The organism is Caulobacter sp. D5, assembly GCF_003185805.1.
Lineage (GTDB): Bacteria > Pseudomonadota > Alphaproteobacteria > Caulobacterales > Caulobacteraceae > Caulobacter.
In genome coordinates this window covers 15,717-38,758 of record NZ_QHJY01000070.1, presented here as the reverse complement: position 1 = coordinate 38,758, position 23,042 = coordinate 15,717, and the positions used below count along the sequence as shown (strand labels likewise).

Annotated in this window: 19 protein-coding genes; 10 read left to right on the top strand and 9 right to left on the bottom strand. The window is 67.8% G+C overall.

The annotated features are described in order from the left end of the window. Together DMC18_RS05730 and DMC18_RS05725 are read left to right on the top strand one after the other, a co-directional pair. The coding region (locus DMC18_RS05730) for a catalase (RefSeq protein ID WP_110132759.1) at positions 1–1,690 on the top strand (1,690 nt) is incomplete at its 5' end. A gap of 13 nt (positions 1,691–1,703) precedes the next feature. Beyond that, positions 1,704–2,621 carry an NAD(P)/FAD-dependent oxidoreductase gene (locus tag DMC18_RS05725; protein ID WP_110117696.1) on the top strand — a complete coding sequence of 306 codons (918 nt, stop codon included), beginning with the start codon at positions 1,704–1,706 and terminating at the stop codon, positions 2,619–2,621. 51 nt (positions 2,622–2,672) lie between these two features. Here the strand turns inward: DMC18_RS05725 and DMC18_RS05720 are convergent, their stop codons facing one another. Beyond that, positions 2,673–3,017 carry a CsbD family protein gene (locus DMC18_RS05720; protein WP_110117697.1) on the bottom strand — a complete coding sequence of 115 codons (345 nt, stop codon included), beginning with the start codon at positions 3,015–3,017 and terminating at the stop codon, positions 2,673–2,675. 96 nt (positions 3,018–3,113) lie between these two features. Next, positions 3,114–3,404, bottom strand: coding sequence for a hypothetical protein (locus DMC18_RS05715; RefSeq protein WP_146217985.1), 291 nt, complete (start codon positions 3,402–3,404; stop codon positions 3,114–3,116). A gap of 316 nt (positions 3,405–3,720) precedes the next feature. Here DMC18_RS05715 and DMC18_RS05710 point away from each other — a divergent pair, with 316 nt between their 5' ends. After that, a complete protein-coding gene (locus DMC18_RS05710) occupies positions 3,721–3,993 on the top strand; it encodes a hypothetical protein (protein ID WP_110117699.1) in 273 nt (90 codons plus the stop codon). Positions 3,994–4,299: 306 nt separating this feature from the next. Here the strand turns inward: DMC18_RS05710 and DMC18_RS05705 are convergent, their stop codons facing one another. The 4 genes from DMC18_RS05705 to DMC18_RS05690 all read right to left on the bottom strand — a co-directional run bounded on the left by DMC18_RS05705 (position 4,300) and on the right by DMC18_RS05690 (position 9,570). Continuing rightward, the gene (locus tag DMC18_RS05705) at positions 4,300–6,303 is read right to left on the bottom strand and encodes a PAS domain-containing hybrid sensor histidine kinase/response regulator (RefSeq protein ID WP_233245124.1); all 2,004 of its coding nucleotides are present in this window, start codon (positions 6,301–6,303) and stop codon (positions 4,300–4,302) included. A 40-nt stretch (positions 6,304–6,343) separates the two neighbouring features. Next, positions 6,344–7,858 carry an ATPase domain-containing protein gene (locus tag DMC18_RS05700; RefSeq protein WP_110132758.1) on the bottom strand — a complete coding sequence of 505 codons (1,515 nt, stop codon included), beginning with the start codon at positions 7,856–7,858 and terminating at the stop codon, positions 6,344–6,346. Between the two features lie 154 nt (positions 7,859–8,012). Then, positions 8,013–8,270 carry a GlsB/YeaQ/YmgE family stress response membrane protein gene (locus DMC18_RS05695; RefSeq protein WP_110117701.1) on the bottom strand — a complete coding sequence of 86 codons (258 nt, stop codon included), beginning with the start codon at positions 8,268–8,270 and terminating at the stop codon, positions 8,013–8,015. A gap of 67 nt (positions 8,271–8,337) precedes the next feature. After that, positions 8,338–9,570, bottom strand: a complete 1,233-nt coding sequence (locus tag DMC18_RS05690; RefSeq protein WP_110117702.1) for a DUF2252 family protein — start codon at positions 9,568–9,570, stop codon at positions 8,338–8,340. A gap of 180 nt (positions 9,571–9,750) precedes the next feature. Here DMC18_RS05690 and DMC18_RS05685 point away from each other — a divergent pair, with 180 nt between their 5' ends. Together DMC18_RS05685 and DMC18_RS05680 are read left to right on the top strand one after the other, a co-directional pair. After that, a complete protein-coding gene (locus tag DMC18_RS05685) occupies positions 9,751–13,098 on the top strand; it encodes a DEAD/DEAH box helicase (RefSeq protein ID WP_146217984.1) in 3,348 nt (1,115 codons plus the stop codon). Positions 13,099–13,273: 175 nt separating this feature from the next. Then, positions 13,274–15,490, top strand: a complete 2,217-nt coding sequence (locus tag DMC18_RS05680; protein WP_233245117.1) for an FdhF/YdeP family oxidoreductase — start codon at positions 13,274–13,276, stop codon at positions 15,488–15,490. Positions 15,491–15,492: 2 nt separating this feature from the next. Here the strand turns inward: DMC18_RS05680 and DMC18_RS05675 are convergent, their stop codons facing one another. Next, positions 15,493–16,608 carry a catalase family protein gene (locus DMC18_RS05675; RefSeq protein WP_110117653.1) on the bottom strand — a complete coding sequence of 372 codons (1,116 nt, stop codon included), beginning with the start codon at positions 16,606–16,608 and terminating at the stop codon, positions 15,493–15,495. A 73-nt stretch (positions 16,609–16,681) separates the two neighbouring features. Beyond that, on the bottom strand, positions 16,682–16,819 hold the full coding sequence (locus DMC18_RS25915) for a hypothetical protein (RefSeq protein ID WP_158285867.1): 138 nt from the start codon (positions 16,817–16,819) through the stop codon (positions 16,682–16,684). 182 nt (positions 16,820–17,001) lie between these two features. On the opposite strand from DMC18_RS25915, the gene DMC18_RS05670 reads away from it, so the two are divergent. From DMC18_RS05670 to DMC18_RS05660, 3 genes are all read left to right on the top strand, one after another. Continuing rightward, positions 17,002–17,226, top strand: a complete 225-nt coding sequence (locus tag DMC18_RS05670; protein ID WP_146217983.1) for a hypothetical protein — start codon at positions 17,002–17,004, stop codon at positions 17,224–17,226. Positions 17,227–17,524: 298 nt separating this feature from the next. Beyond that, entirely contained in the window at positions 17,525–17,650 is a 126-nt protein-coding gene (locus DMC18_RS05665) for a hypothetical protein (RefSeq protein ID WP_110117655.1), read from the top strand. 635 nt (positions 17,651–18,285) lie between these two features. Next, the gene (locus DMC18_RS05660; protein WP_158285866.1) at positions 18,286–19,305 is read left to right on the top strand and encodes a sensor histidine kinase; all 1,020 of its coding nucleotides are present in this window, start codon (positions 18,286–18,288) and stop codon (positions 19,303–19,305) included. A 66-nt stretch (positions 19,306–19,371) separates the two neighbouring features. Here the strand turns inward: DMC18_RS05660 and DMC18_RS05655 are convergent, their stop codons facing one another. Further along, complete coding sequence (locus DMC18_RS05655; protein ID WP_110117661.1) at positions 19,372–19,551, bottom strand: DUF3008 family protein; 180 nt, start codon at positions 19,549–19,551, stop codon at positions 19,372–19,374. Between the two features lie 134 nt (positions 19,552–19,685). On the opposite strand from DMC18_RS05655, the gene DMC18_RS05650 reads away from it, so the two are divergent. Continuing rightward, entirely contained in the window at positions 19,686–20,585 is a 900-nt protein-coding gene (locus DMC18_RS05650) for an SDR family oxidoreductase (RefSeq protein WP_110117657.1), read from the top strand. 107 nt (positions 20,586–20,692) lie between these two features. After that, positions 20,693–23,041, top strand: a complete 2,349-nt coding sequence (locus DMC18_RS05645) for a membrane-bound PQQ-dependent dehydrogenase, glucose/quinate/shikimate family (RefSeq protein ID WP_110132755.1) — start codon at positions 20,693–20,695, stop codon at positions 23,039–23,041. Position 23,042: the final 1 nt, after the last annotated feature.

Here is a 23,042-nt window from a genome sequence, read left to right as displayed (position 1 = left end):
CAACTTCGATCTCGTCGGCAACAACATCCCGGTGTTCTTCATCCAGGACGCCATCAAGTTCCCCGACCTGATCCACGCGGCCAAGCAGGATCCCGATCGCGAGTTCCCACAGGCCCAGACCGCCCACGACACCTTCTGGGACTTCATCTCGCTGACGCCCGAGAGCATGCACATGATCATGTGGGCGATGAGCGACCGGGCCATTCCGCGCTCGCTGCGGATGATGGAGGGCTTCGGCGTCCACACCTTCCGGCTCGTGAATGCGGCGGGTACGAGCACCTTCGTGAAGTTCCACTGGCGGCCCAAGCTCGGCTCGCAGTCGGTGGTCTGGGACGAAGCCCTGAAGATCAACGGCGCTGACCCGGACTTCCACCGCCGCGACCTGTGGGAAGCCATCGAGGGCGGGGATTTCCCCGAGTGGGAGTTCTGCCTGCAGACCTTTACCCAGGAACAGGCCGACGGCTTTGCCTTCGACGTGCTGGACGCCACCAAGCTGATCCCCGAGGAAGACGTGCCGCTGCGCGTCGTCGGGCGCATGGTGCTGGACCGCAACCCCGACAACTTCTTCGCCGAGACCGAGCAGGTCGCCTACTGCGCCTCGCACGTGGTGCCAGGGATCGACTTCACCAACGACCCGCTGCTGCAGGGCCGGTTGTTCTCCTACCAGGACACCCAGCTCAAGCGCCTGGGCTCGCCCAACTTCCACCAGATCCCGATCAACCAGCCCAAGTGCCCGTTCCACAACCTGCAGCGCGACGGCCACATGCAGATGGGCGTTCCGAAGGGCCAGGTGAACTACGAGCCGTCGAGCCTGGGCCAGGACGTGGCGCGCGAGTCCCTTGAGCGCGGCTTCCAGACCTTCCCCAATCCGGAATCCGGCGAGCAGTTGCGCCTGCGGCCGGAGACCTTCGCCGACCACTACACCCAGGCCCGATTGTTCTTCGCCAGCCAGACCAAGCCCGAGCAGGACCACATCGTCGCGGCCCTGGTGTTCGAGCTCAGCAAGTGCGTGACGCCGCGGGTACGCGAAGCCGTGCTGTCGCGCCTGATCCACATTGATGAGTTCCTGGCTCAGTCGGTGGCCGAGGGCCTTGGCTTCCCAGGCGAGATCGTTCCGGCCCCGGCGCCGATACCGGCCCAGGACATGACCCCCTCGCCCATGCTCAGCCTGCTCGCCAAGGCGCAGCCGACGCTCGAGGGCCGCAAGGTCGGCGTCCTGGTCAGCGACGGCAGCGACGACAAGCTGCTGGCCAAGCTGAAGGCGGCTGTCGAGGCGGCCGGCGCGCGACTACAGGTCATCGCTCCCACGATCTACGGCGTGACGACGGCCGGCGGCGCCCTGCTGCCGGCCGACCACAAGATCGACGGCGGCCCCTCCGTGCTGTTCGACACGGTGGCGATCCTGCCCTCCGACGAAGGCGGCGCGCAGCTAGCGATGGAAGCGGCGGCAGTCAACTTCCTGCGCGACGCCTACGGCCACCTGAAGGTCATCGCCTATCTGCCTTCGGCCGGTCCCCTGTTCGCCAAGGGCGGGATCACCGACGTCGGGCCGGACGACGACGAAGGCCTGATCGATCTCAGCGCCGCCAGCATCGACGACTTCATCGCGAGGGCCTCGACGGGCCGGGTCTGGGCGCGCGAGCCTCTCGTACGTCCGCCGCCCAAGCCGCTGGTCGCTGATCCCGCATGAGCGATGGACCAGCATGAGTGACGGAAGGATCGACTGCCTGATCGTCGGCGGCGGGCCCGCGGGCCTGACCGCCGCGATCTATCTTTCGCGGTTCCGGCTGTCGGTGGTCGTCGTCGACGCCGGCGACAGCCGCGCCGCGCTGATCCCGCTGACCCGCAACCATGCGGGCTTTCCCGACGGGATATCAGGCCAGGCCCTGCTGGCGCGCATGCGCGAGCAAGCCGAGCTGTACGGCGCGCGCATGATCTCGGCCCGCGTCGAAGCGCTGGAGATCGCGCCCGAGGACTTCCTCGTCCGCTGCTCGACCGGCGCGTTCCGAGCCCGAGCCGTCCTGCTTGCGACCGGGGTGACCAATCGCCGGCCGCCGATTGACGAGACGCTGCATACCCAGGCGCTCGCGCAGGGGCGCCTGCGCTACTGCCCCGTCTGCGACGGCTATGAAGTGACCGACCAGAGGGTGGCGGTGATCGGTGGCGGCGCCCGCGCCGCTGGCGAAGCGGAGTTCCTTCGCGCCTACACAACCAGCGTCGCGCTGATCGCGCTGGAGGCCGACGACAGCCTCGACGAGAGCCAGCGTCGGCGGCTCGATGAGATCGGGGTCAGGCGCATCGCCGGCCCTGCGGGGGAATTCGCGTTGGAGGACGACAGCATCAGCCTGGCCTGCTCCAGGGGACGCCTGCGCTTCGATGCGGTCTATCCCGCGCTCGGATCGGAGGTTCACTCCGATCTCGCCCGCGGCCTGGGCGCGGCGGTCACGGAAGACGGCTGCATCAAGGTGGACGCCCATCAGCGCACGAACATCGAGGGCCTCTACGCCGCCGGCGACGTGGTGCTGGGCCTGGACCAGATCAGCCACGCCATGGGCGAGGCCGGCGTCGCGGCCACGGCCCTGCGAAACGATCTGGCCAAGCGGGGGCCGTTTCTGCGCTGAACTGGGCGGGGCTCCAGGAACGAGCACCCTGGAACCTCGCCCGTCAGCGACCTAGCGCGGATCGCGCAGATAGATGGTCCTGCTGCCGCCACGCAGGAGCAGCCCCAGCACGATGCCGGCCACCGCGGCGATCGCCAAGGCCGGAAGGGGCCTGTCCTTCACGTAGGTCTCGATGGTGTCGAGACGCTCGTGCACCTCGCCGCGCACCGTCTCCAGAGCGCCCTCCAGCGTGTCGCGCACGCCTTCGCTCAGCTTGCCGTAGGTCTGCTGGACGTCGCCTGCCGCTTGATTGAGCTTGCCCTTCATCTGGGTGGCGCTGTCGCCGGTCAACCCGCCGACGGCGTCCTGAACCCGGCCGACGCCCTCGCGGGCGGCGCCTGTAAATTGGTCGTCCATCGGTCTGTCCTTTGCCTGCCGCCGAACGCGGCGAGACACCAATCCGCGAACCCGGGGGGCGTTCCGGGGAATATTCACGGTTGTGCGCAGGGAGACCTATCGGTGCTCCCGATCGATCAGGAGGCGTTCGGCGCGGCGCGCCCTGCGGTTCGTGCGCGCCAGCCGAAGGTAGCCTCCGCATACGACGACGAAGCCTCCCACAACCAAGATCGCGGCCAAGCCGATATGATCACGCACGAGCCAACCATAGAACCGCGCCGCGACGATGACACCCAGCAGGGCGAGCGCTGCCCCGCAGACGCCGGCCATCAAAGCGCCGCCGGCAGGCGGTGGCGCATAGGCCTCGGCCCGATCGCGGGCCAGTCTGTCACGTTCGGTCTCGTTCATTTCGCAGCCTAACATGATCAACCCGCAGGACCGCGTGCTCATTACGCCGAAAGTGTATCGTAACATTCCGTAGACGACAAAATTAAACCTGAGCTTTGGATTTTCCTTTTGAGTTTGATGTATCTATTCACAGCGCCAAGGCGCATACTCTATATTACGCTGCTGGCGTGCGCCGTGACTGAAAACGGCGAAGCTCGCCTCTAGAGCGTCGATCAGGACAATCCATGCCCCAGATCCCGAGTCACCAGCGCGGGGACCGCGCGGGCGCGCCCGAACGACCAGAGATCGGCTCGGCTCGCCCGAGCGTGTCGTCAGGATGAAAACGCTGATTGGGCTCATCAAGCGCTTTCCCATCCTCGCCGCCGCGATGCGCCGCTTCATCTGGTACTCGCCTGGCGAGGTCCGAATGGAAAGCTGGCGGCTGGGTCATCTCCATCGCGGCCGCATCGTCGAAGGCGCGCGACAGGAACTGGCCAAGCCCGACACCAGCCCCGCGCGAGCGGTGCTTCTGCGGATGGTGATCCACAGACAACAGAAGATGGAGACCGCTCTTGAAACCCTCAAATCCAAACATCGGCAGCAGGAGTAGGCGGCCTCTCGCCCAGGCCCCCGCCCATCTGCGCCTGGTCCGGTCGGACGATGAGATCGATCCTGGCCCGCTCAACCTGACGAGCGGTCAGCTCCAATCGCTCCGCGAGCTGGACCGCCGCACCAAGGGCGCCGAGATTCAGCTCAACATAGGCGACGCCCAAAGCCTGACGGCGCTAGGCTTGGCGGAACGAACCCAGTCGGGCTGGAAACTAACGCCGGCGGGCGGCCAGTACCTGCCCGCCCGGCGACGCTGATCCGAAGGTCGAAGACCGTGCCGGGGCCTTCCGAATGAGCGCCTTCGCCGTCATCCTATGGATGGAGTCGGCTTCGACTTCATTCCTGTGAGCGCGGTGCGCACGGCCACCGCCAGGTCGCTGACCTTGAACGGCTTGCGCAGAACCGCTTCGGAATTGACGAGATCACGGATGGCGGCGGCGTCGGCATAGCCGGTGACGAGAAGCACGCCGAGGTTCGGCAAAGCGCTCCTGGCGCGCGACGCCACCTGCGCGCCGTTCATGCCCGGCATGGCGAAGTCCACCACCAGCAGGTCCGGAGCGTCGTTCGCGAGCCGCTGCAGTCCCTCCTGCCCGCCGGCCGCCTCGGTGACGCGGTATCCGAGGGAGCGCAGGCACTGGACGATGAAGCGGCGAACGCTGGGATCGTCGTCGATCACCAGTATGCGCTCGCCCTGGCTGAGCGGCGTTTCCTCCGGCGTCAGGTCGCCGGAACGCACGCGCTCGGCCGCATCGGTGACGGGCAGCCAGATTTCGATCGTGGTTCCCATACCGACCGTGCTGTCGACCCGGACCGCGCCCCCCGACTGGGTGGCGATGCCGTAGACTTGGCTGAGGCCCAGGCCCGTGCCCTTGCCGACGCTCTTGGTCGTGAAGAAGGGATCGAAGACCTTCTGCAACAGCTCGGGCGGAATGCCGTGACCGGTATCGCCGACGGCCACCACGACGTGATCGCCGGGCTGGAGACCCTCGCGCCATTCGTCCGACAGCCTGGTCGAGATCGTCACCTTACCGCCCTCGCCCATGGCGTCGCGGGCGTTGATGGCCAGGTTGAGCACGGCCAGTTCGAGCTGGTTGGCGTCGGCCTTGGCCCGGGCGTCTCCGGCGTCCAGCGCCATCCGCACCTCGACCGTATGGCCCAGGGTTCGGGTCAGGAGATCGTCCATGCCGGCGATGAGGGCGTCGACCTCGACGGGCTGCAAGTCCAGTTGCTGGCTGCGCGAGAACGCCAGGAGCTGGGCGGTGAGCTTGGTCGCGCGCTCGACGCCTTCGCGGGCGTTGAGCGCCATGCGCTGGATCCGGGCGTCCTGACTGCGCCGCTCGATCATGTCGATATTGCCGACGATGGCGGTCAGGAGGTTGTTGAAGTCGTGGGCGATGCCCCCGGTCAACTGGCCGATGGCGTCCATCTTCTGGGCCTGGACGAGCGCGGCCTGGGCCTGCTCCCGCTCGCTGATCTCGGCCAGCAGTCGCTCATTGGCGATCTGGAGGTCGCGGACGCTGTCGGCGATGCGCTGTTCCAGCGTCTCATTCAGCAGCCGCAGCTCGGCCTCGACGGTCTTGCGAGCGGTGATGTCCAGCGTCACCCCGGACAGGCGGCGCGGCTCTTCAGCACGCCGACGATTGAGCCGCCCCCTCACCTGCAGCCAGTGCCAGGAGCCGTCGGGCCAGGCGACGCGGTATTCGGCGTCGTAGTCCTCGCCGCCCGAGACCGACGCCTCCAGCGCGCCTCGGCGCGAGGCCGCATCATCCGGATGCACGGCCGCTTCCACATCGGCGAGCGAAAGGACACGGTCGGGCTCGCGCCCGAAGTGCTCGCGCGCGGCCTCGGACATCGTCAGCGATCCACTGTCCAGATCGAGATCCCATGCGCCCAGCCGCCCCGCTTCGAGGGCGAAGCGCAGCTGCTCTTCGGCTTTCATCTGCGCGAAAAGATGATCGCGCGCCCGATATTGGCGGTGGCGGGCGCGGATGGCCGAATGGGCGGCGCTGACCAGGGTCTCGGCGTTGATCGGCCGCTCCAGGAGCACGATGTTGCCGATCGCCTGCAGGCGCGCAGCATCGGCCTGGGTTCGTTTTCCCGGCTGCTTGGTGACGAGCACGATGAAGGGAAAGTCGGACCAGGCGGGCTGGCCGGCCAGCCAGTCGGTCAGGGCGTCCGTCGCCCCCTGGGCCAGGGCTTCCTCGGTCAGCACGGCCGCGCCGGCCTCGTCCCCCAGCGCCTGCGTCAGCGCCGTGAGATCCGCACAGATCTGCGAGGCGTGGCCGACATTGGCCAGGGTTTCGGCGATCACCAGCGCGTCTCGTCCTCGCGGCGCCAGGATCAGGAAAGGTTCATCCATCCGGACGCCGATCGCCACGTCCCTCGCCGAGCATGCCGACCTTGCCCTCGTAGGACGGCAGGCCCGTCATCACGCCCTGGAAGTCGGTCAGCGCTTCGCCGACCTCGATCCCCGCTTCTGTCAGGCGGATTTCGCGGATGGTCTTCTCGTGAGCCGCGGTGCGGCTCTTGACCGCCGAGATCGCCGTACGCACCGAACCGGCCGCCTCGAAGAAGCGGAACAGCAAGATGCCGTCGCTGAGATAGCTGAGGTCGATGTCGCTGCGCACCTCGCCGATGAAGCCATGCTGGCCCAGGATCAGCAGCGTCACCACGCCCTGCTGGTTCAGGTAGGTGAGAAGCTCGTGCATCTGCAGGAGCAGGAACTTCTGTCCCGGCATGGCCTGAAGATAGGCGTTGAGGCTGTCGATCACGACGGTCAACGCGCCCTGACGCTCGACGGCGTCGCGGACATGGAAGGCGAACTCGCCGGGCGACAGCTCCGCCGGATCGATGGCGCGGATCAGCAACCGCCCCGCCTCCAAGTGCGGACGCAAGTCCATGCCCAGGGCCTTCGATCGCGTCAGCAAAGTCGTCAGGCCTTCGTCGAACAGGTAGTAGGCGACGGTCTCGCCGCGCGCCAGGGCGGTCAGGGCGCAACGCACCGAGGTCGTGGTCTTGCCCACGCCTGACGGTCCGCTGATCAGGGTGTTGGTGCCGCGCGCCAGGCCGCCGCCCATCAGGGCGTCTACGCCCGGCGACCCGGTCGAGACCATCTGCTGGTCGAAATGGGCCGGGTGATTGGCCGCCACCAGGCGCTCGAACACCCGGATGCCGCCGGTATCCAGTTCGAAGTCATGAAAGCCGCCGCGATACTTGATGCCGCGCATCTTGATGACCTCCAGGCGGCGGCGCTGGGCGCCGTACTCCTGGGTCGTCCGCTGCAGGCTGATGACGCCGTGGGCGATGCTGTGCAGCTGGAGGTCGCCGTCCTCGGCGGTCTGATCGTCGAGCAGCAGAACGGTGCACTTGCGCGTGGCGAAGAAGTGCTTCAGCGCCAGGATCTGCCGACGGTGGCGCAGCGGATTCTGGGCCAGCAGCCGCATCTCCGACAGGCTGTCGAAGACCACCCGCATCGGCTTGGTCTCCTCGACTTGCCGCATCACGCCGCGTGTCGTCTCGCCAAGCTCCACGTCGGAGGGATGGAGCACCGACTGCTCGCTGTCGGGATCAAGGCCCTCTTCGCTGACCAGTTCGAACAACGCGATCCCGTCGAGCGACCAGCCGTGGCTCGCGGCCGCGGCGCGCAGTTCGGCGTCGGTCTCGGACAGGGTGATATAGAGCCCGCTTTCGCCGACCTCGCGCCCCTTGAGCAGGAACTGCAACGCCAAGGTGGTCTTGCCCGACCCCGGCGTGCCCTCCACCAGATAGATGCGATCGCGGGTCAGGCCGCCGCCGAGGATGTCGTCCAGGCCAGGCACGCCGGTGCTGACCCGGACGTCATGATTTTCGACCGAGGCTTCCGACATGCTGGCTCCGCAAACGACGCGCCACCCGCGCGCATACCCGGTGAAACACCGGGCGTAAGGTTCAGTTTCAGGACGTGGCGCAATGTCTGCGCCCGGGAGCGCCCAAAGAGGAAAGGCGACGGTTTCCCGTCGCCTCGTCGTTCAGTCGATCGCGCTAGAGCGCGCGGCGGCGGAAGATCAGGTGATAGACGACCAGAACGATCACGGCGCCGATGAAGGCGACGAAGATGCTGTAGAGATTGATGCCGGTCGGGGCCGAATGGCCCAGAGAATTGAAGACGAAGCCGCCGACCAGCGCACCGACGATGCCCAGCACGATGTCCAGGACAATGCCTGAGCCCGTCTTGTTGATGACCTTGCTGGCCAGGAAGCCTGCAATCAGTCCGACCACGAGCCACGCGAGAATTGACATCGGAATACCTTTCAGACGCGAGGATCGCGTGCAGGGTTAAGCCGCGCTCAGTCCGATCGTTCCGTCGTCAGGCGTCCAGTCCCAGGGCATGACGCCGACAGTGTTCGAGATAGGCCCCTTCGTGGGCGGCCGTCAGTTCCACGACGCTCGACCACAGCCAGGACGGCGCATCCAGCAGCCCGGAACGATTGCGGGCCAGCTCGGTCAGCCAGGCCAGTCGCATCTGCGGCTCCATCTGCCGGCCATGGGCGTCGCCGACCACGCGGGCCAGCGAACGCGCCGAGGCCATGGCCTCGTCCGGAGTCAGACCCGTCAGTTCGATCTTCATGTCCTGCGGCATCAGTTCGCGCACGATCACCGACTTGCCCAACAGGCGGCAGGCGGCCATGCGCTGGCCCAGGTTCGGCGACAAGGCCAGGGCGCCGGCGACGATGCGCTCGGCGTTGTCGCGCGGCATCACCGCGCCCGGATCGCGCGGCGCAGCGGCCTTTGCGGCTTCCTTGAGGTCCAGGAAGCAGATCTCGGGTCCGCCATCGCGACCATCGACTTCCAGCAGCACAGCGTAGCGAAGGCGCCCCAGCGAGCTGCAGCCCTTCATCCAGTAGGCCGCGTCGAGCATGCGGATTTCGCTTTTGCGGTCGCGAGACTTCAGGCCGGTGACGAGGTCGCGGATCGGCTGGCCGAGGCACAACGCTTCGAGCTCGCGTCGCTCGGCGCGGCTGACCGGCCAGAACCGCTTGCCGATCGGAATTTCGGGCCTGACGCCGTTGAGGCGTTCGGCGGCCAGATGCTTCCAGGTGCGCCTGGTGGCCTCGCCCAGCACGGCGCCGATCATCGGCGGATGGCGCGACTTGGCCTCGAAGTCCTCGGCCAGGGCCGCCTCGTAGCCTTCGACGACGCCCTCAATCATCCGTGCGGTGATCACGCCCGGCAGGTCCGAGCCGCGCGCCGCCGAGGCCAGCGACAGGCCCAGCCGGATCAGGTCGTGGGCCGGATTGCCGATCACCGTCTGGTCAAGATCGCGGATCTGGATATCGACCCGGCCCTTGGCGTCGGCCAGCGGCCCCATGTTGCCGATATGGCAGTCGCCGCAGATCCAGACCGGCGGCCCGCTGGGCAGCTTGCCGCCGCTGGCCTCGAGCCACTCGTAGAACTTGACGGTGCTGCCGCGCACATAGGCGTGGGCCGAGCGCGCCATCTTCAGGTTACGGGTGCGGGTCAGGATCGGTCCGCGTTCGGAGGGTCGCGGCGCCCTGCTGCTCTTGTCCGCCAGGCTCTTGTCCAATCGCGCTTCGCCCATGCCCTGCCCCTCGACGCTCCCGGTCGGGCGCGGATGACCACAACGGCGGTTCGGATGTCGCGTTCCTGCGCCGGTCGCCGGCGCGGACCGTTTCCCCGGTCTCGCCGGTGCAACGACCTGCAAGCGGGCGGTGTTTGCTCCGTACGCGGCCATCTGAAGGACCCGCACGGGGGAGTATCGATGCCCAGGACCGAAGATGGCGAGCCGCCGGTCGGCGAGATCCTGACGCCCGGCGCGCGTCCCGAGCGGGCGGGCGCCAAGACCACCGGCCAAGCGCCGGCCGCGGCCGTGGCCGCCGCCCTGGCGGCCGACGCCGCGCGTGGCGTCGCTGTTCATGTCGCCTCGAGCGAGCGGCGGGCCGAGGAAATCGGACGCGCCCTGGCGGGCCTTTCCGCCGACATCGAGGTGCTCATCCTACCGCCTTGGGACTGCCTGCCCTACGACCGCGCTTCGCCTTCGCGCGACGTCATGGGCCGCCGCATGCGAACCTTGCGGGCCTTGGCGACCAAGGCGGCCGGTCCCCGCGTCCTAATCGCCTCGCCCGAAGCCTTGGTGCAGCAACTGCCGCCGCGAACCGTCCTTACGACGGCGTTCATGACGCTGCGCTGCGGCGAGCCACTGGACCTGGCGGACCTGGCCCGGTTCGCCGCGCGCACGGGCTATGTCGTCGACGACCGCATCGACGAGCCCGGCGAGATCGCCTTCCTGGGCGAGGTGACCGACATCTTCCCCGCCGACGCCGCGCGCCCGGTTAGGATCATTCTCGACGAGGCCGGACGGGTCGCCGAGATCCGCCTCTACGCCCCCCTGAGCCAGCGCACGGAGGGACAGGTCGAGGCGCTGCTGCTCGGCCCCGCCAGCGAATGGATCGCAGATGCGGCGGATGGAGACGCCGACCAAGACGAACCGGTCGCGCCCCGACCGCAAGGCCTGGAGCACAGCCTGGCCGATCGCTACGGCGCCCTGGAAACCCTGTTCGACTTGCTGCCCAAGGCGCGCGTCTCCCAGGACAGCAAGACCGCCGAGCGCCTGGCGGATGTCGAGTTGCATGTCATCGAGGCGTTCGAGGCCCGGCAGAGCCTGGGCGGGATCGACGGCCAGTCGCCGCCCTCCCCCGACGGCCTCTACTTGTTGGGCGCGGCGCTCGCCACCGGCCTGGCGGGCTGGAAGGCGCGCGATCTCGACTTGGCGGGTGTCGCACCGATCCCGAACCTGGCGATCCAGCGCAATCCGGGACGGGCCTTCTGCGATCTGGTCGAAGACCAGCGCCAAGCCCACCACCGTGTGGTGCTGGCTGGCCTGAAGCACGAGCAACGGCCGCTGGCCAAGGCGCTGGTGCGGGGCCTCGACCTCAAGCCGAAACCTGTCGCGAACTGGGCCGCCGCCTTGGCGGCCGACCTCGGCGAAGTGGTCGCCCTGGAGGTTGATTTCGACGCCGGCTTCATCACCGCAGCCGCCGGCCTGGCGGTGATCGCCGCCAGCGACGTTGTCGGCGGCCGGATCGCGGCCAAAAGCGCGGCGAGCGCAACGGATCTCCTGAGCGAGCCGGACCTGCGGATCGGCGACGTGGTGCTGCACGAGGACCATGGCGTCGGCGTGCTGCGTGACCTTAAGACGGTAGAGATCGACGGCTTGGACCGCGACACCCTGCAGCTGGAGTATCACGGCGGCGACAGCGTCCTGGCCCCGATCGAGGAGATCGGCCGCATCTGGCGCTACGGCGCAGAGACCTCGGCCGTCACCCTCGACCGCCTTAAGGGCGACGGCTGGCAAGCCCGGCGGTCGCAGGTCAGTCGCCAGGTCGACGAGACGGCAGTTCTACTGGTCGCCCTGGCCAAGGCGCGGCAGGCCAGGACGTGTGAGCCCATCGCGCCGCCCAAGGCGGCCTACGCCAAGTTCGCCGCCCGCTTCGCCTATCCGGAGACCCCCGACCAGTCGGCCGCCATCGAGGCCGTGCTGGCCGACCTGGCCAGCGGCCGTCCGATGGACCGGCTGGTCTGTGGCGACGTCGGCTTCGGCAAGACCGAGGTCGCCCTGCGCGCGGCAGCCGCCGTCGCCCTGAGCGGACGGCAGGTCGCCATCGCCGCCCCGACCACGGTGCTGGCCCGCCAGCACTACGACACCTTCCGCCGGCGTTTCACCGGCACGGGGATCGGCGTCGCCCACCTCTCACGGCTGGTGACGCCGGCCGAGGCCCGCGTCGTCAGGCAAGGCCTGGAAAGCGGTGAGGTCCGTATCGTCATCGGCACCCAGGCCCTGGCAGGCAAGGAGGTGGTTTTCGACAACCTGGGCCTGATGATCATCGACGAGGAGCAGAAGTTCGGGGCCGCCCTGAAGGCGCAACTGCGCGACCTGGCACAGGACGGACACCTGCTGACCCTGACCGCCACGCCGATCCCGCGTACCCTGCAGGCGGCCATGGTCGGCATCCAGGATGTCAGCCTGATCGCCAGTCCGCCGGCCCGCCGCCGGCCGATCCGCACCTTCCTGGCGCCGTTCGATCCGGCCAGTCTGCGCACCGCCCTGATGCGCGAGAAGCGGCGCGGCGGCCAGAGCTTCTTCGTTGTGCCGCGCATCGAGGACATCGCGCCCCTGGCCGAGCGATTGGCGGAGCTGGCGCCGGAGCTTTCCATGCGCATCGCCCACGGGGCCCTGCCGGCCGAGGAGGCCGACGCGGTGATGGTCGGGTTCGCCGATGGCGACGGCGACGTGCTGCTGGCCACCAACATCATCGAGAGCGGGCTGGACGTGCCGCGGGCCAATACCATGCTGGTCTGGCGCCCCGACCGCTTTGGCCTGTCGCAACTGCACCAGTTGCGCGGCCGGGTCGGTCGAGGGCGGGTGCAGGGCATAGCCTATCTGCTGGCCGATCCGGACGACGACATGTCCGAGGCCACCCGCGCGCGCCTGTCGACGCTGGAGGCCTTCGACCGCCTGGGCTCGGGCCTGGCGATCAGCGCCCGCGACCTGGACCTGCGCGGCGGCGGCGACCTGGTCGGCGACGACCAGGCCGGACATATCAAGATGATCGGGGCGGCCCTGTATCAGCGTCTGCTGGAGCGGGCGGTGCGGGTGGCGCGCGGCGAGGTCGAGGCAGCCGAATGGACGCCTGTGCTGAACCTGGGCCAGGCCGGGGCCATCCCGCTGGACTACGTTCCCGACCCGGTCACGCGGATCAACCTCTATGCCCGCCTGGCGCGCCTTTCGAGCCTGGCCGAGATCGACGCCTTCGAGGAGGAGCTCGACGACCGGTTTGGGCCCACGCCGGATCTCGCCGCCAGCCTGCTGGACCTCGCCCGATTGCAAATCCTGGCCCGCGCGGCGGACGTCCGCCAGGTCGGCGCGGGTCCCAAGGGCTTGGCCTTCACCCTGTCGCCGGAAGCGGCCAAGGGCGCGCTGGCCCGCGTCGCGTCCATCGCGCCTCAGGCTCGGCTGGACGAGGACCGATTGCTGATCGCCGGCGCCTCCGAAGACGCCGATCAGCGTCGCCATCTGGTCGAACGCCTACTACTGGCGCTCGCCGGCTGATCCGCGCCCGCCCTGTCGCGGCAGGGCCACCGATTTCATCGAACCGCCTGGCCCGCAAAGCTGTTTCCAAAGTCTAGCCCGCAGGACGCCAATGCCCCCTTCCCCACCGCCGAAGCCTAAGACTCGCATCAAACCCTATGAGGGGCCGGCCGGCGGCTACGGATCGCTCTCCGGCATGGCCAAGGTCGCCCTGCATGCTGCGCCGCCGCCGTTAGAGGCGGCGCGGCAGTTGCTGCGGCAGAACAAGACCGAGGGCTTCGCCTGCGTCAGCTGCGCCTGGCCCAAGCCCGCCAAGCCGCATCCGGCGGAATTCTGCGAGAACGGCGCCAAGGCTACGGCCTGGGACCTGACCCGTCGGCGCTGCACGCCGGAGTTCTTCGCCCGCCACACGCTGACGGAACTGCTGGACTGGAGCGACTATGATCTCGAACAGGCCGGCCGCCTGCCCGACGCGATGCGCTACGACGCCGCCAGCGATCGCTACGTTCCCTGCGGCTGGGACGAGGCTTTCGCGGCGATTGGCGCCGAGCTCAAGGCGCTCGATCCGACCAAGGTGACCTTCTACGCCTCGGGCCGCGCATCGCTGGAGACGTCGTACATGTGGGCGCTGATGGCGCGGCTCTACGGCAGCCAGAACCTGCCCGACAGCTCCAACATGTGCCACGAATCCACCTCGGTGGGCCTCAAGCAGAGCATCGGCTCGCCCGTGGGCACGGTGCTGCTGGAGGACTTCGAGGCCACGGACGCCATCTTCTTTTTCGGCCAGAACGTCGGGTCCAATAGCCCGCGCCTGTTGCACGACCTGCAGAAGGCGGTGCGGCGCGGAGTGCCGATCGTGACCTTCAACCCGTTGAGGGAAGCGGGGCTGGAGCGATTCCAGAACCCGCAGTCGTTCCAGATGGTCACCGGCCAGGCGACCAAGATCAGCGTCCAGTATCACCAGCCTCGCGCCGGCGGGGACCTGGGGGTGCTGACCGGGCTGTGCAAGGCCGTGATCGCCGCCGACGAGGCGGCCCAGGCGAGCGGCGGCCTGCCGGTGCTCGACCACGGCTTCATCGCCGAACACACCCAGGGCTTCGAGGCCTTCGCCGCCTTCTGCCGGGACACGGGCTGGGACGAGATCGAAGCGGCCAGCGGCTTGCCTCGCGCCGAGATCGAAGCGGCCGCCGCGATCTATGCCAAGGCACCCGCCGCAATCTGCGTCTACGGCATGGGGCTGACCCAGCACGTGCTCGGCGTCGAGAACGTCCACATGGTCTGCAACCTGCTGCTGCTGCGCGGCAATGTCGGCCGGCCTGGTACGGGTCCCTGCCCTGTCCGCGGCCATTCGAACGTCCAGGGGCAGCGCACGGTCGGGATCACCGAGAAGCCGGAGCTGGCGCCGCTCGACACCCTCAAGGCGCAGTACGGCTTCGAGCCGCCGCGCGAGAAGGGCTGGAACACGGTCGAGGTCTGCGAGGCGGTGCTGAAAGGCGAGGCCCAGGGCTTCGTCAGCCTGGGCGGCAACTTCCTGCGCGCGGTTCCCGACAGCCCGCGCGTCGAGGCCGCCTGGCGTCGCCAGAGACTGACGGTGCAGATCGCAACCAAGCTCAATCGCAGCCATCTGGTCTGCGGCAAGGTGGCCTATCTGCTGCCGTGCCTGTCCCGCATCGAGCGTGACGAGCAGGCGAGCGGTCCGCAGACCGTTTCGGTGGAGGACAGCTCCAGCTGCATCCACGCCTCGTTCGGCGACAAGGCGCCGGCCGGGCCGAACCTGCGGTCAGAACCGGCGATCGTCGCCGGCATCGCCAAGGCGACCCTGCCGCAGAACCCGAAACTCGACTGGGACCGGTGGCTAGCCGACTACGCCCTGGTGCGCGACGCCATCGAGGCGACCTACCCCGACTGGTTCAAGGGCTTCAACCGACGCTTCCACCAACCCGGCGGCTTCCACCGGCCCAACAAGGCCCGGCAGCGCAACTTCTCCGAAGCGACCGGCGGCAAGGCCAATTTTCTCAAGCCGTCGAGCCTGTCGGCCACCGGCTTCGAGGACGCCCCGGACGTCTTCCGCCTGATGACCCTGCGGTCGAACGACCAGTTCAACACCACGGTCTATGGCTACGAGGACCGTTTCCGAGGCGTCAGCGGCGGCCGCGACGTGCTGTTCGTCAACTGCGACGACATGCGCTCGCTCGGCCTGGTCGAAGGCCAGCGCGCCGGCCTCGCCACCGTCGCCGAGGACGGGGTCGAGCGGACGATGGGCGGCCTGCGCGTCACCGGCTACGACATTCCGCGCGGGTGCCTGGGAACCTACTATCCCGAATGCAACGTCCTCGTGCCGGTGGGCCACCACGCCCAGGGCAGCATGACCCCGGCCTCCAAGAGCGTGCCCGTGCGGATCGTGCCTGGGTAGGCTCAGCCGAGATCCGCAACGGCGGCCGGCTCGTGCAGCGGGCAGCCGGTCCGCGTCAGGCGAAACTCCTGCGAGGCCTGATAGACGGCCTTGCGCACGCGCATGATCGAACCGAGCGGCTGGTGGGCGGCCAGGCCGTGCCAGGGGCTGAAGGCCGAGGCGTCGTTGATCCGAGGCGAGCGGGCCTCGTCCCAGCTGGCCTGCGGGCCGGCCACGAGACGGGCGACCGGCAGATACGGACTTTCGTCTTCCGGCCACGGCTTGTGGGCCTCCTCGATCGGCATGGTGTCGGCGTTGGTGCGCAGCTGGACCACGACCTCCCACTCCCCGCCCTGGCCAGCGAAGAACTCGGCGACCGCCTCGCGCAGGCCGTCCGGCTTGCCGTCCAGGTCGACCGGCTTGTCGGTCAGAGCCGTCAGGGCGGGCGCGATCGGCCGCACGCCGAGCTTGGCGACATGATCGCCGAACCGGATCGGGGCCATGCTGAAGAAGCTTTCGCCCAGGATATGCGTCCTGGGATGGCCGCCCAGCGATTTCAGGGTCGCGCTCTGCCCGCCCGCCGCCTCGACCAGGGTCTCGGCGCCGCCCAGCACCGCCGACAGCACCTTCTTGAGGCCCTCGGCCTTGTCGGTAGTGGCCGCCAGCAGCTTGACGTTGGCCAGAAACGCCTTGGCGTTGGGCGTGGCGAAGGCCTTGCCGTTGACCAGCAGGAAGTCCTGGGTCGTCGCGCCCTCGGACCCCGGCAGGCGCTCGCCTTCGACGTCGAACACCTTGATCGCCAGGCCGCGCGGGGTGGAGACCTTGTCGTCAAGGATATCGCCCGGCGAGGTCGAGAACCGCATCACCACGTCGTGGGCGCCGGCCTGGGCGAAGAGACCTTGGGCTAGCACCGGCGGCAGGTCCTGCGGCAGGTCCTGCGGCACGATCAACTGGCCCTGCACGACACCGTGCGGCTTGGCATGCACCGCTCGCATCGCATGACCGCCGTCCTCGTAGGTGATCTCGGCGATCTTGCGCATCTGGTCGATCAGGCCCTGGGTCGTCTCGGCCTCGCCCTTTTCGGGCGTCTCGATCGACGGGTCGTAGGGCAACGGACGAATGGCGGGGTCAAGGGTCATGGCGGCTCCAGGGTCGGCGTCCCATGCCAACCCCGGCGACCCGCAAGCGTTCCGCCGAACGGCGCGCCCCCCATTAGGCCACGGCCGGCCGGCGAACCTCGTCCAGCCTGGCCAGGCAGGCCGCCAGCCAGGCGCGATCGACTCCGATGAGCGGGCTCCAATAGCAGCGAGCGGGGCGAGCTTGGGGCTCCGAACGTGGCTGATCGACCATGTGGCTCTCCTTCGCACGGAGAAAGGCCTCGGTCTCGCGGAAGTTCCGCTATCGCGTCATCGCGAAACTCACGGCGGGTTCGCAGTCATGGAATCGGTCCAGCGCAGACTGATCGTCATTTCGCGGCAAAGCCCGACCATACGAGGGGGCTCACAGAGCGCCTCCGGCGTTCAAACGACCGAGTGAAAACCGAAACGCTGCATGGCTGGGCCGAACGAACCATCATGTTGCCGGCCGGCTGGACCGCCATCGAGATGGACCTGCTGTGGATCAGCCGGCGGCCGATGCGACTCGTCAAAAGGCAGGGCGAAACAGCCGTGCTGGAGCCCTTATTCGGAGCCGGAGGATCGTCGCCAGGCCGCAATCATTTCCCTGAGGACCGGGCGTTCATGCTAATGTCGCTTTGAGGCGCTCAGTCACGCCATCAGATCGGTTCGTCGGACGCTTAAGCGCCAAGATCCCGACGCGTCGACCGCCCATCACCTTCGCTATCGTCCCCACGGAGCTTTTGCTCCGCCGGCTCGTCGCGCCCTCATTGCCATCGAAAGGAACGCCTCTTGTCCAAAGGCAACCGAGAAGTCCGCAAACCCAAGGCAATCAAGCCCAAGGTGATCACCGCTACGCCGTCGGCCTCTTTGGCGACGGCCGCATCGCGAAAAAAATGATCCTCCGCCGCGATGGCGGCGCGCCAAGAAAGGCGACCAGATGAAAACCTATCCCGGAACGCGCTCATCCCCGCCAAAGGGCTGCAACGATCCGCGCTCAACCTCGAGCCAAAACTCCAGGCCCCGCCCGATCGATCCCGACGCCCTGCGCGGGACCAAGTCCTGATCGCCCGGACGTCCTGGTGTGGTCACAACGCCCCCGCCACGGCCACGCAACCATGACCCGCTATTTCTGCTAGCCCAGGCGGCTCTGGCGTAGTGCGGCGCAGTGCGGCGCAGTGCGGCGTAGGCTTGGCGCGCCGCAATGCACAATAACGAGCACTACGTATTCTCTATTTCACTCTAACATACGCTAGCATTATCACGAGGCGGATCTTTTTCGTTAACTCCTACGATAATTGAAAGCCTCGAAGATACTTTCAAACTTATGGTCAGATGGTGCTCTTGCTGTCTGACAAAGGGAAGACGCTGCCCCCTTTTCGACATACGGCCTCAACCTCCCCCTGGAGACACGTAGGCGTCTGCCGGGAAGGCCGGGCCCTAGCCTTAAATTGGATTTCTATTCGCCTTCAGAGACTTAGATACGCAGCCAAGCTATACGTTCGCCCCCACATGCGACTTGCCTTCGCCACCCGTGGGCGCGGCCGGTGACGGATGGACTGTTTCCAGGTTTTCGCGCCAAGGCCAAAAACCCCTGGCTTCAAGATCCGCCAAATCGGCTGTCCAACTGGGCGACAGCCGCATATTGATACCTTGAGCGCGCAACCTGATCGTCAGACGTCGTTTCAAGGATCACCGCCTTTGAAGCTGGAATGGATCTTCCGCGTCTCGGCGCCGCTACGGGCCGCGCCGGTGGTGCTGCGCTACGTGCTTGCGAGCGCCATCATCCTGCTGTTCTTCGCGCTTCGCTTGGCGGCCGCGCCCTATATGGGCGGGTTTCCATTCCTGCTTTTCTTTCCGGCGATCATCCTGATCTCGGCGCTGTTCGACCGAGGGACGGGGGTCTTCGCCGTCCTGCTGAGCGCCGGTATGGCTTGGTACTTTTTCGTCCCGACCTTCCACTCGTTCGAGCTGCCGAACCTGAAGGACGCCCTGCCCCTGGCGCTCTACGTGCTTATCGGCCTGTTCCTGGCCGTGACGGTCGAGGCTTTGCGCTCAACCGCCGAGCGCCTGGCCAAGACAAGCCTAGCGCTGGAACGCGCTAACGACTTCAACAAGCTGCTGATCGAAGACATCATCCATCGGGTCAAGAACCACCTGGCCTCGGTCAATGGTCTTTTGCACCTGTCCTTCAGGGAGATCAGCGATCCCGACGCGCAGCGCGCAGTAAAGGAGGCGACCGGCCGCATCGGGGTTCTGGGCAGGCTCTACAGCCGCCTGCACCTTTCCGATGAAGCGACCTCCATCTGCGCGCGGGACTACATCTGCTCGATCTGCGACGACCTGCGCGACGGTGTTATCGGGGTTCGCCCCGTAGGCTTGCGCGTGGACGTCGCCAGGATCGATATCGGCTCAATGGCGGCCGTGCCGATCGGCTTGATCGTCAACGAACTGGTGGAGAACGCCCTCAAATACGCGTTCCCCGACGTTCGGGCCGGCGTGATCACCGTCGCCTTCGACCGCGACGGGCTGGGAAAGCTTCACTTGGCCGTCGCCGACGACGGGGTAGGTTTTGATCCTGCTTCAAGCCGCAAGGGCGGCGGTACGCGGCTGGTCCACTCGCTCGTCCAGCAACTGCATGGTGAGCTCGAACGATCCGGCCCGCCGGGCACAGCGTACGACATCAGATTTCCATCCGAGCCATTGGGATCCATGCGCTGAGCAGAATGGCTGAGCGAGCCCTTTTCCAGCTTGTTCGGCCGCCATATTCCCGTCGACCGGCGCAGATCAGCTCGCGTGCTCGGGCTTGCCCTTGCGCTTGGTCTGCGCGAACTCTTCTAGCTGCTTCTCACTCATCGACAGCATCGACTTGGACGCGCCCTTGAGCTTGCTCTTGGGGGTATCGCCGCGCTTGGCCGACAAGGCGGCTCCGGCGGCCTTCTGCTGGGCTGCTGACTTGGCGGGCATGACGGTCTCCATCTGACTGTTCCCGCTACAACGCCCAACGCTCCCGCCAAGGTTCTCGCCCCCGCCGGTCCGAGCGCCGGTGGCGGAACACCGTCGCCGGCGCTCCCGTTGATCCCCACACCCTGGAGACTGATATGACCAAGGACGATCGCCTGCGCATGCAGGATCCGCGCGAGCAGTACCCCAAGCCGCCCTTCCCGGCCCAGCCGCAGCCGGCGCCGGGCCTCGCCGCCAAGATGCATCCCAAGCCGGACCACGGCGAGGAAAGCTATCGCGGCGCGGGCAAGCTGGTGGGCCGCAAGGCGCTGATCACCGGCGCGGACTCCGGCATCGGCCGCGCCGCCGCCATCGCCTTTGCCCGCGAAGGGGCCGACGTGGCCATCGGCTATCTGCCGAGCGAGGAGAGCGACGCGCGCGAGGTCATCGCCCTGATCGAGGCCGAGGGTCGCAAGGCCATCGCCCTTCCCGGCGACATCAAGGGCGAGGCCTTCTGCCGTGAGCTCGTGGCCAAGGCGGTCGAGGGTCTGGGCGGGCTCGACATTCTGGTCAACAACGCCGGCAAGCAGGTCAGCCGTCCCGACATCGCCGCCATCGACAGCGAGCAGTTCGACCACACGCTGAAGACCAATCTCTACGCCATGTTCTGGATCACCCAGGCAGCGCGGCCTCACCTGAGGCCGGGGGCGGCGGTGATCAACACCGCTTCAGTCCAGGCCTACGAGCCGTCCGAGAACCTCTTGGACTACGCCACCACCAAGGCCGGCATCGTCGCCTTCACCAAGGCGTTGGCCAAGCAGCTGATCAAGGACGGCGTGCGGGCAAACGCCGTCGCGCCCGGCCCGTTCTGGACGGTGCTGCAGCCCAGCGGCGGCCAGACCCAGGAGAAGGTCCAGCACTTTGGCGAACACAGCCAGTTCGGCCGCCCCGGCCAGCCGGTGGAGATCGCGCCGGTCTATGTGCTTCTCGCTTCGCAGGAGGCCAGCTTCACGACCGGTGAGGTCTATGGCGTGACCGGCGGCGCCGGCATCGCCTGACGTCGCTCCTCCGCGACCCCAGTGGGCGCTTTGGAGATTGAGGACCAGGCCACGGAACGTCCCCTCCTCCGCCGGTGTTGTCGCACCAAGCGTCGGTGGAGAGTTCGATGTCGGTCATGGTTCGCCTACTGGGCGCTCTCCTAGTTCTGATCGGTCTGGTGCTGGGCGTCGGCGGAGCGTGGCTCGCCGTCCTTGGCGGGTCGCCCTACTACGTCTTGGCAGGGATCGGCCTGTTGGCCGCCGGCGTGCTGATCGCCAGGCTGAAGCAGACCGGCGCGACCGTCTACTTCGTCGTCTTCGCCCTGACCCTGGTCTGGGCGCTGTGGGAGACCGGGCTGGACGGCTGGGCCCTCGTGCCGCGTCTCGTCGCGCCGCTGGTGATCCTGCTGCTGGTCGTGCTGTCGCTGCCGGTGCTGACCCGGCGGGGCAGCAAGCCAATGCTGGCCGGCCTGGCCGCGTTCGTCGTTCTGGTCGGCGCAGGCGGAGCGATCATCGTCGTCGCCAATCGCCCGACGCCGGCCAAGCCCCTGCCCGCGGCGCTCGCCGGACCCGGCGCGGCGATGGGCGCCGACTGGATCGCCTATGGCGCCTCGCACGACGCCCAGCGCTTCTCGGCCGCCGCCCAGATCACCAAGGCCAATGTCGACAAGCTGGAGCGCGTTTGGACTTTCCGCACCGGTGACCTGCCCGAGAAGTTCGGGGCCGAGACCACGCCGCTGAAGATCGGCGACAGCGTCTATCTGTGCTCGGCGATGAACAAGCTGTTCGCGCTGGACGCTCGCGATGGCAAGCAGCGCTGGGCCTACGATCCGAAGGTCTCCAAGGACGCCATCCCCTACACCGCCGCCTGCCGGGGCGTGACCTATTTCGTCCAGCCTGGCGCCGCGCCGGACGCCGCCTGCGCCGCACGGATCATCGAGGGCACGCTGGACGGCCGGCTGATCGCCGTCGACGCTCGCAGCGGAAAGCCCTGCGCGGGCTTTGGCCAAGGCGGCCAGGTCGACATCAAGATCGGTATGGGCAAGGTCGTGCCCGGCATGGTGTCGATCACCTCTGCGCCGACCATCGTGCGCGGGATCATCGTCACCGGCCACCAGGTGCTGGACGGCCAAAAGCGCTGGGCGCCGTCGGGCGTCATCCAGGGCTACGACGCCGTCACCGGCCAGATGCGCTTTGCCTGGGACATGATGGCGCCCGACATCACCGGCCTGCCGCCGCAAGGACGCACCTACACGCCTGGCACGCCGAACATGTGGACCACGGCCACGGGCGACGACGCCCTGGGTCTCGTCTACCTGCCCATGGGCAATTCGGCCGCCGACTACTACAGCTCGCTGCGCCGCCCGGCGGAGAAGGAATGGTCCTCGGCCCTGGTGGCGCTGGACCTGGCCACCGGCAAGCCGCGCTGGAAGTTCCAGACCGCCCACAACGACGTCTGGGACTACGACCTGGGCTCGCAGGGCGCGCTGGTCGACTTCCCCACGGCGGGCGGCCCCGTGCCGGCTATCATCCTGCCCAGCAAACAGGGCGAGGTCTACATCCTCGACCGCCGCACCGGCCGCCCGCTGACGGGTGTCGAGGAGCGCCCGGTTCCCGGCGGCGGGGGCGAGCCGGCCGAACGGGCCAAGACCCAGCCCTTCTCGCTCTATCACAGCCTGGCCAAGCCTCGTCTGACCGAGAAGGACATGTGGGGCATGTCGCCGATCGACCAGATGATCTGCCGCATCCAGTTCAAGCGCGCGATCTATGACGGCCCCTACACGCCGCCGCAGGCCAAGGCCCGCTGGATCCAGTATCCCGGCTATAACGGTGGCTCGGACTGGGGCGGCATCGCGCTGGACCCGCGCCGCGGCGTGATCGTCGCCAACTACAACGACATGCCCAACTACAACCAACTGGTGCCGCGCGCCGTGGCCGACGCCAAGGGCTGGTTCCCGCGCGGTGATCCGCGCGAGAAGACCAAGGCTGGCGGCGCCGAGGGCGCGGGCGATCCGCAGACGGGCGTTCCCTACGCCATCGACGTCAACGCCGGCTGGCGGATGCCGGGCACGGGCATGCTTTGCAAGCGCCCGCCCTACGGCGGTATCCGCGCCATCGACCTGAAGAGCGGCGCGACGCTGTGGGACCGTCCGTTCGGCACGGCGCGGCGCAATGGGCCGTTCGGCGTTCCCTCAATGCTGCCGGTCGACATCGGCACGCCCAACAACGGCGGCTCCGCGGTGACGGCCAGCGGCCTGGTCTTCATCGCAGCGGCGACCGACAACCTCTTCCGCGCCATCGACATCGAGACCGGCAAGACAGTGTGGAGCGACGTACTGCCGGCCGGCGGCCAGGCCAATCCCATGGTCTATGAGCAGGACGGCCGCCAGTATGTGGTGATCATGGCCGGCGGCCATCACTTCATGGAGACGCCCGAGGGCGACTACCTGATCGCCTACGCCCTGCCTAAGGGCTGAA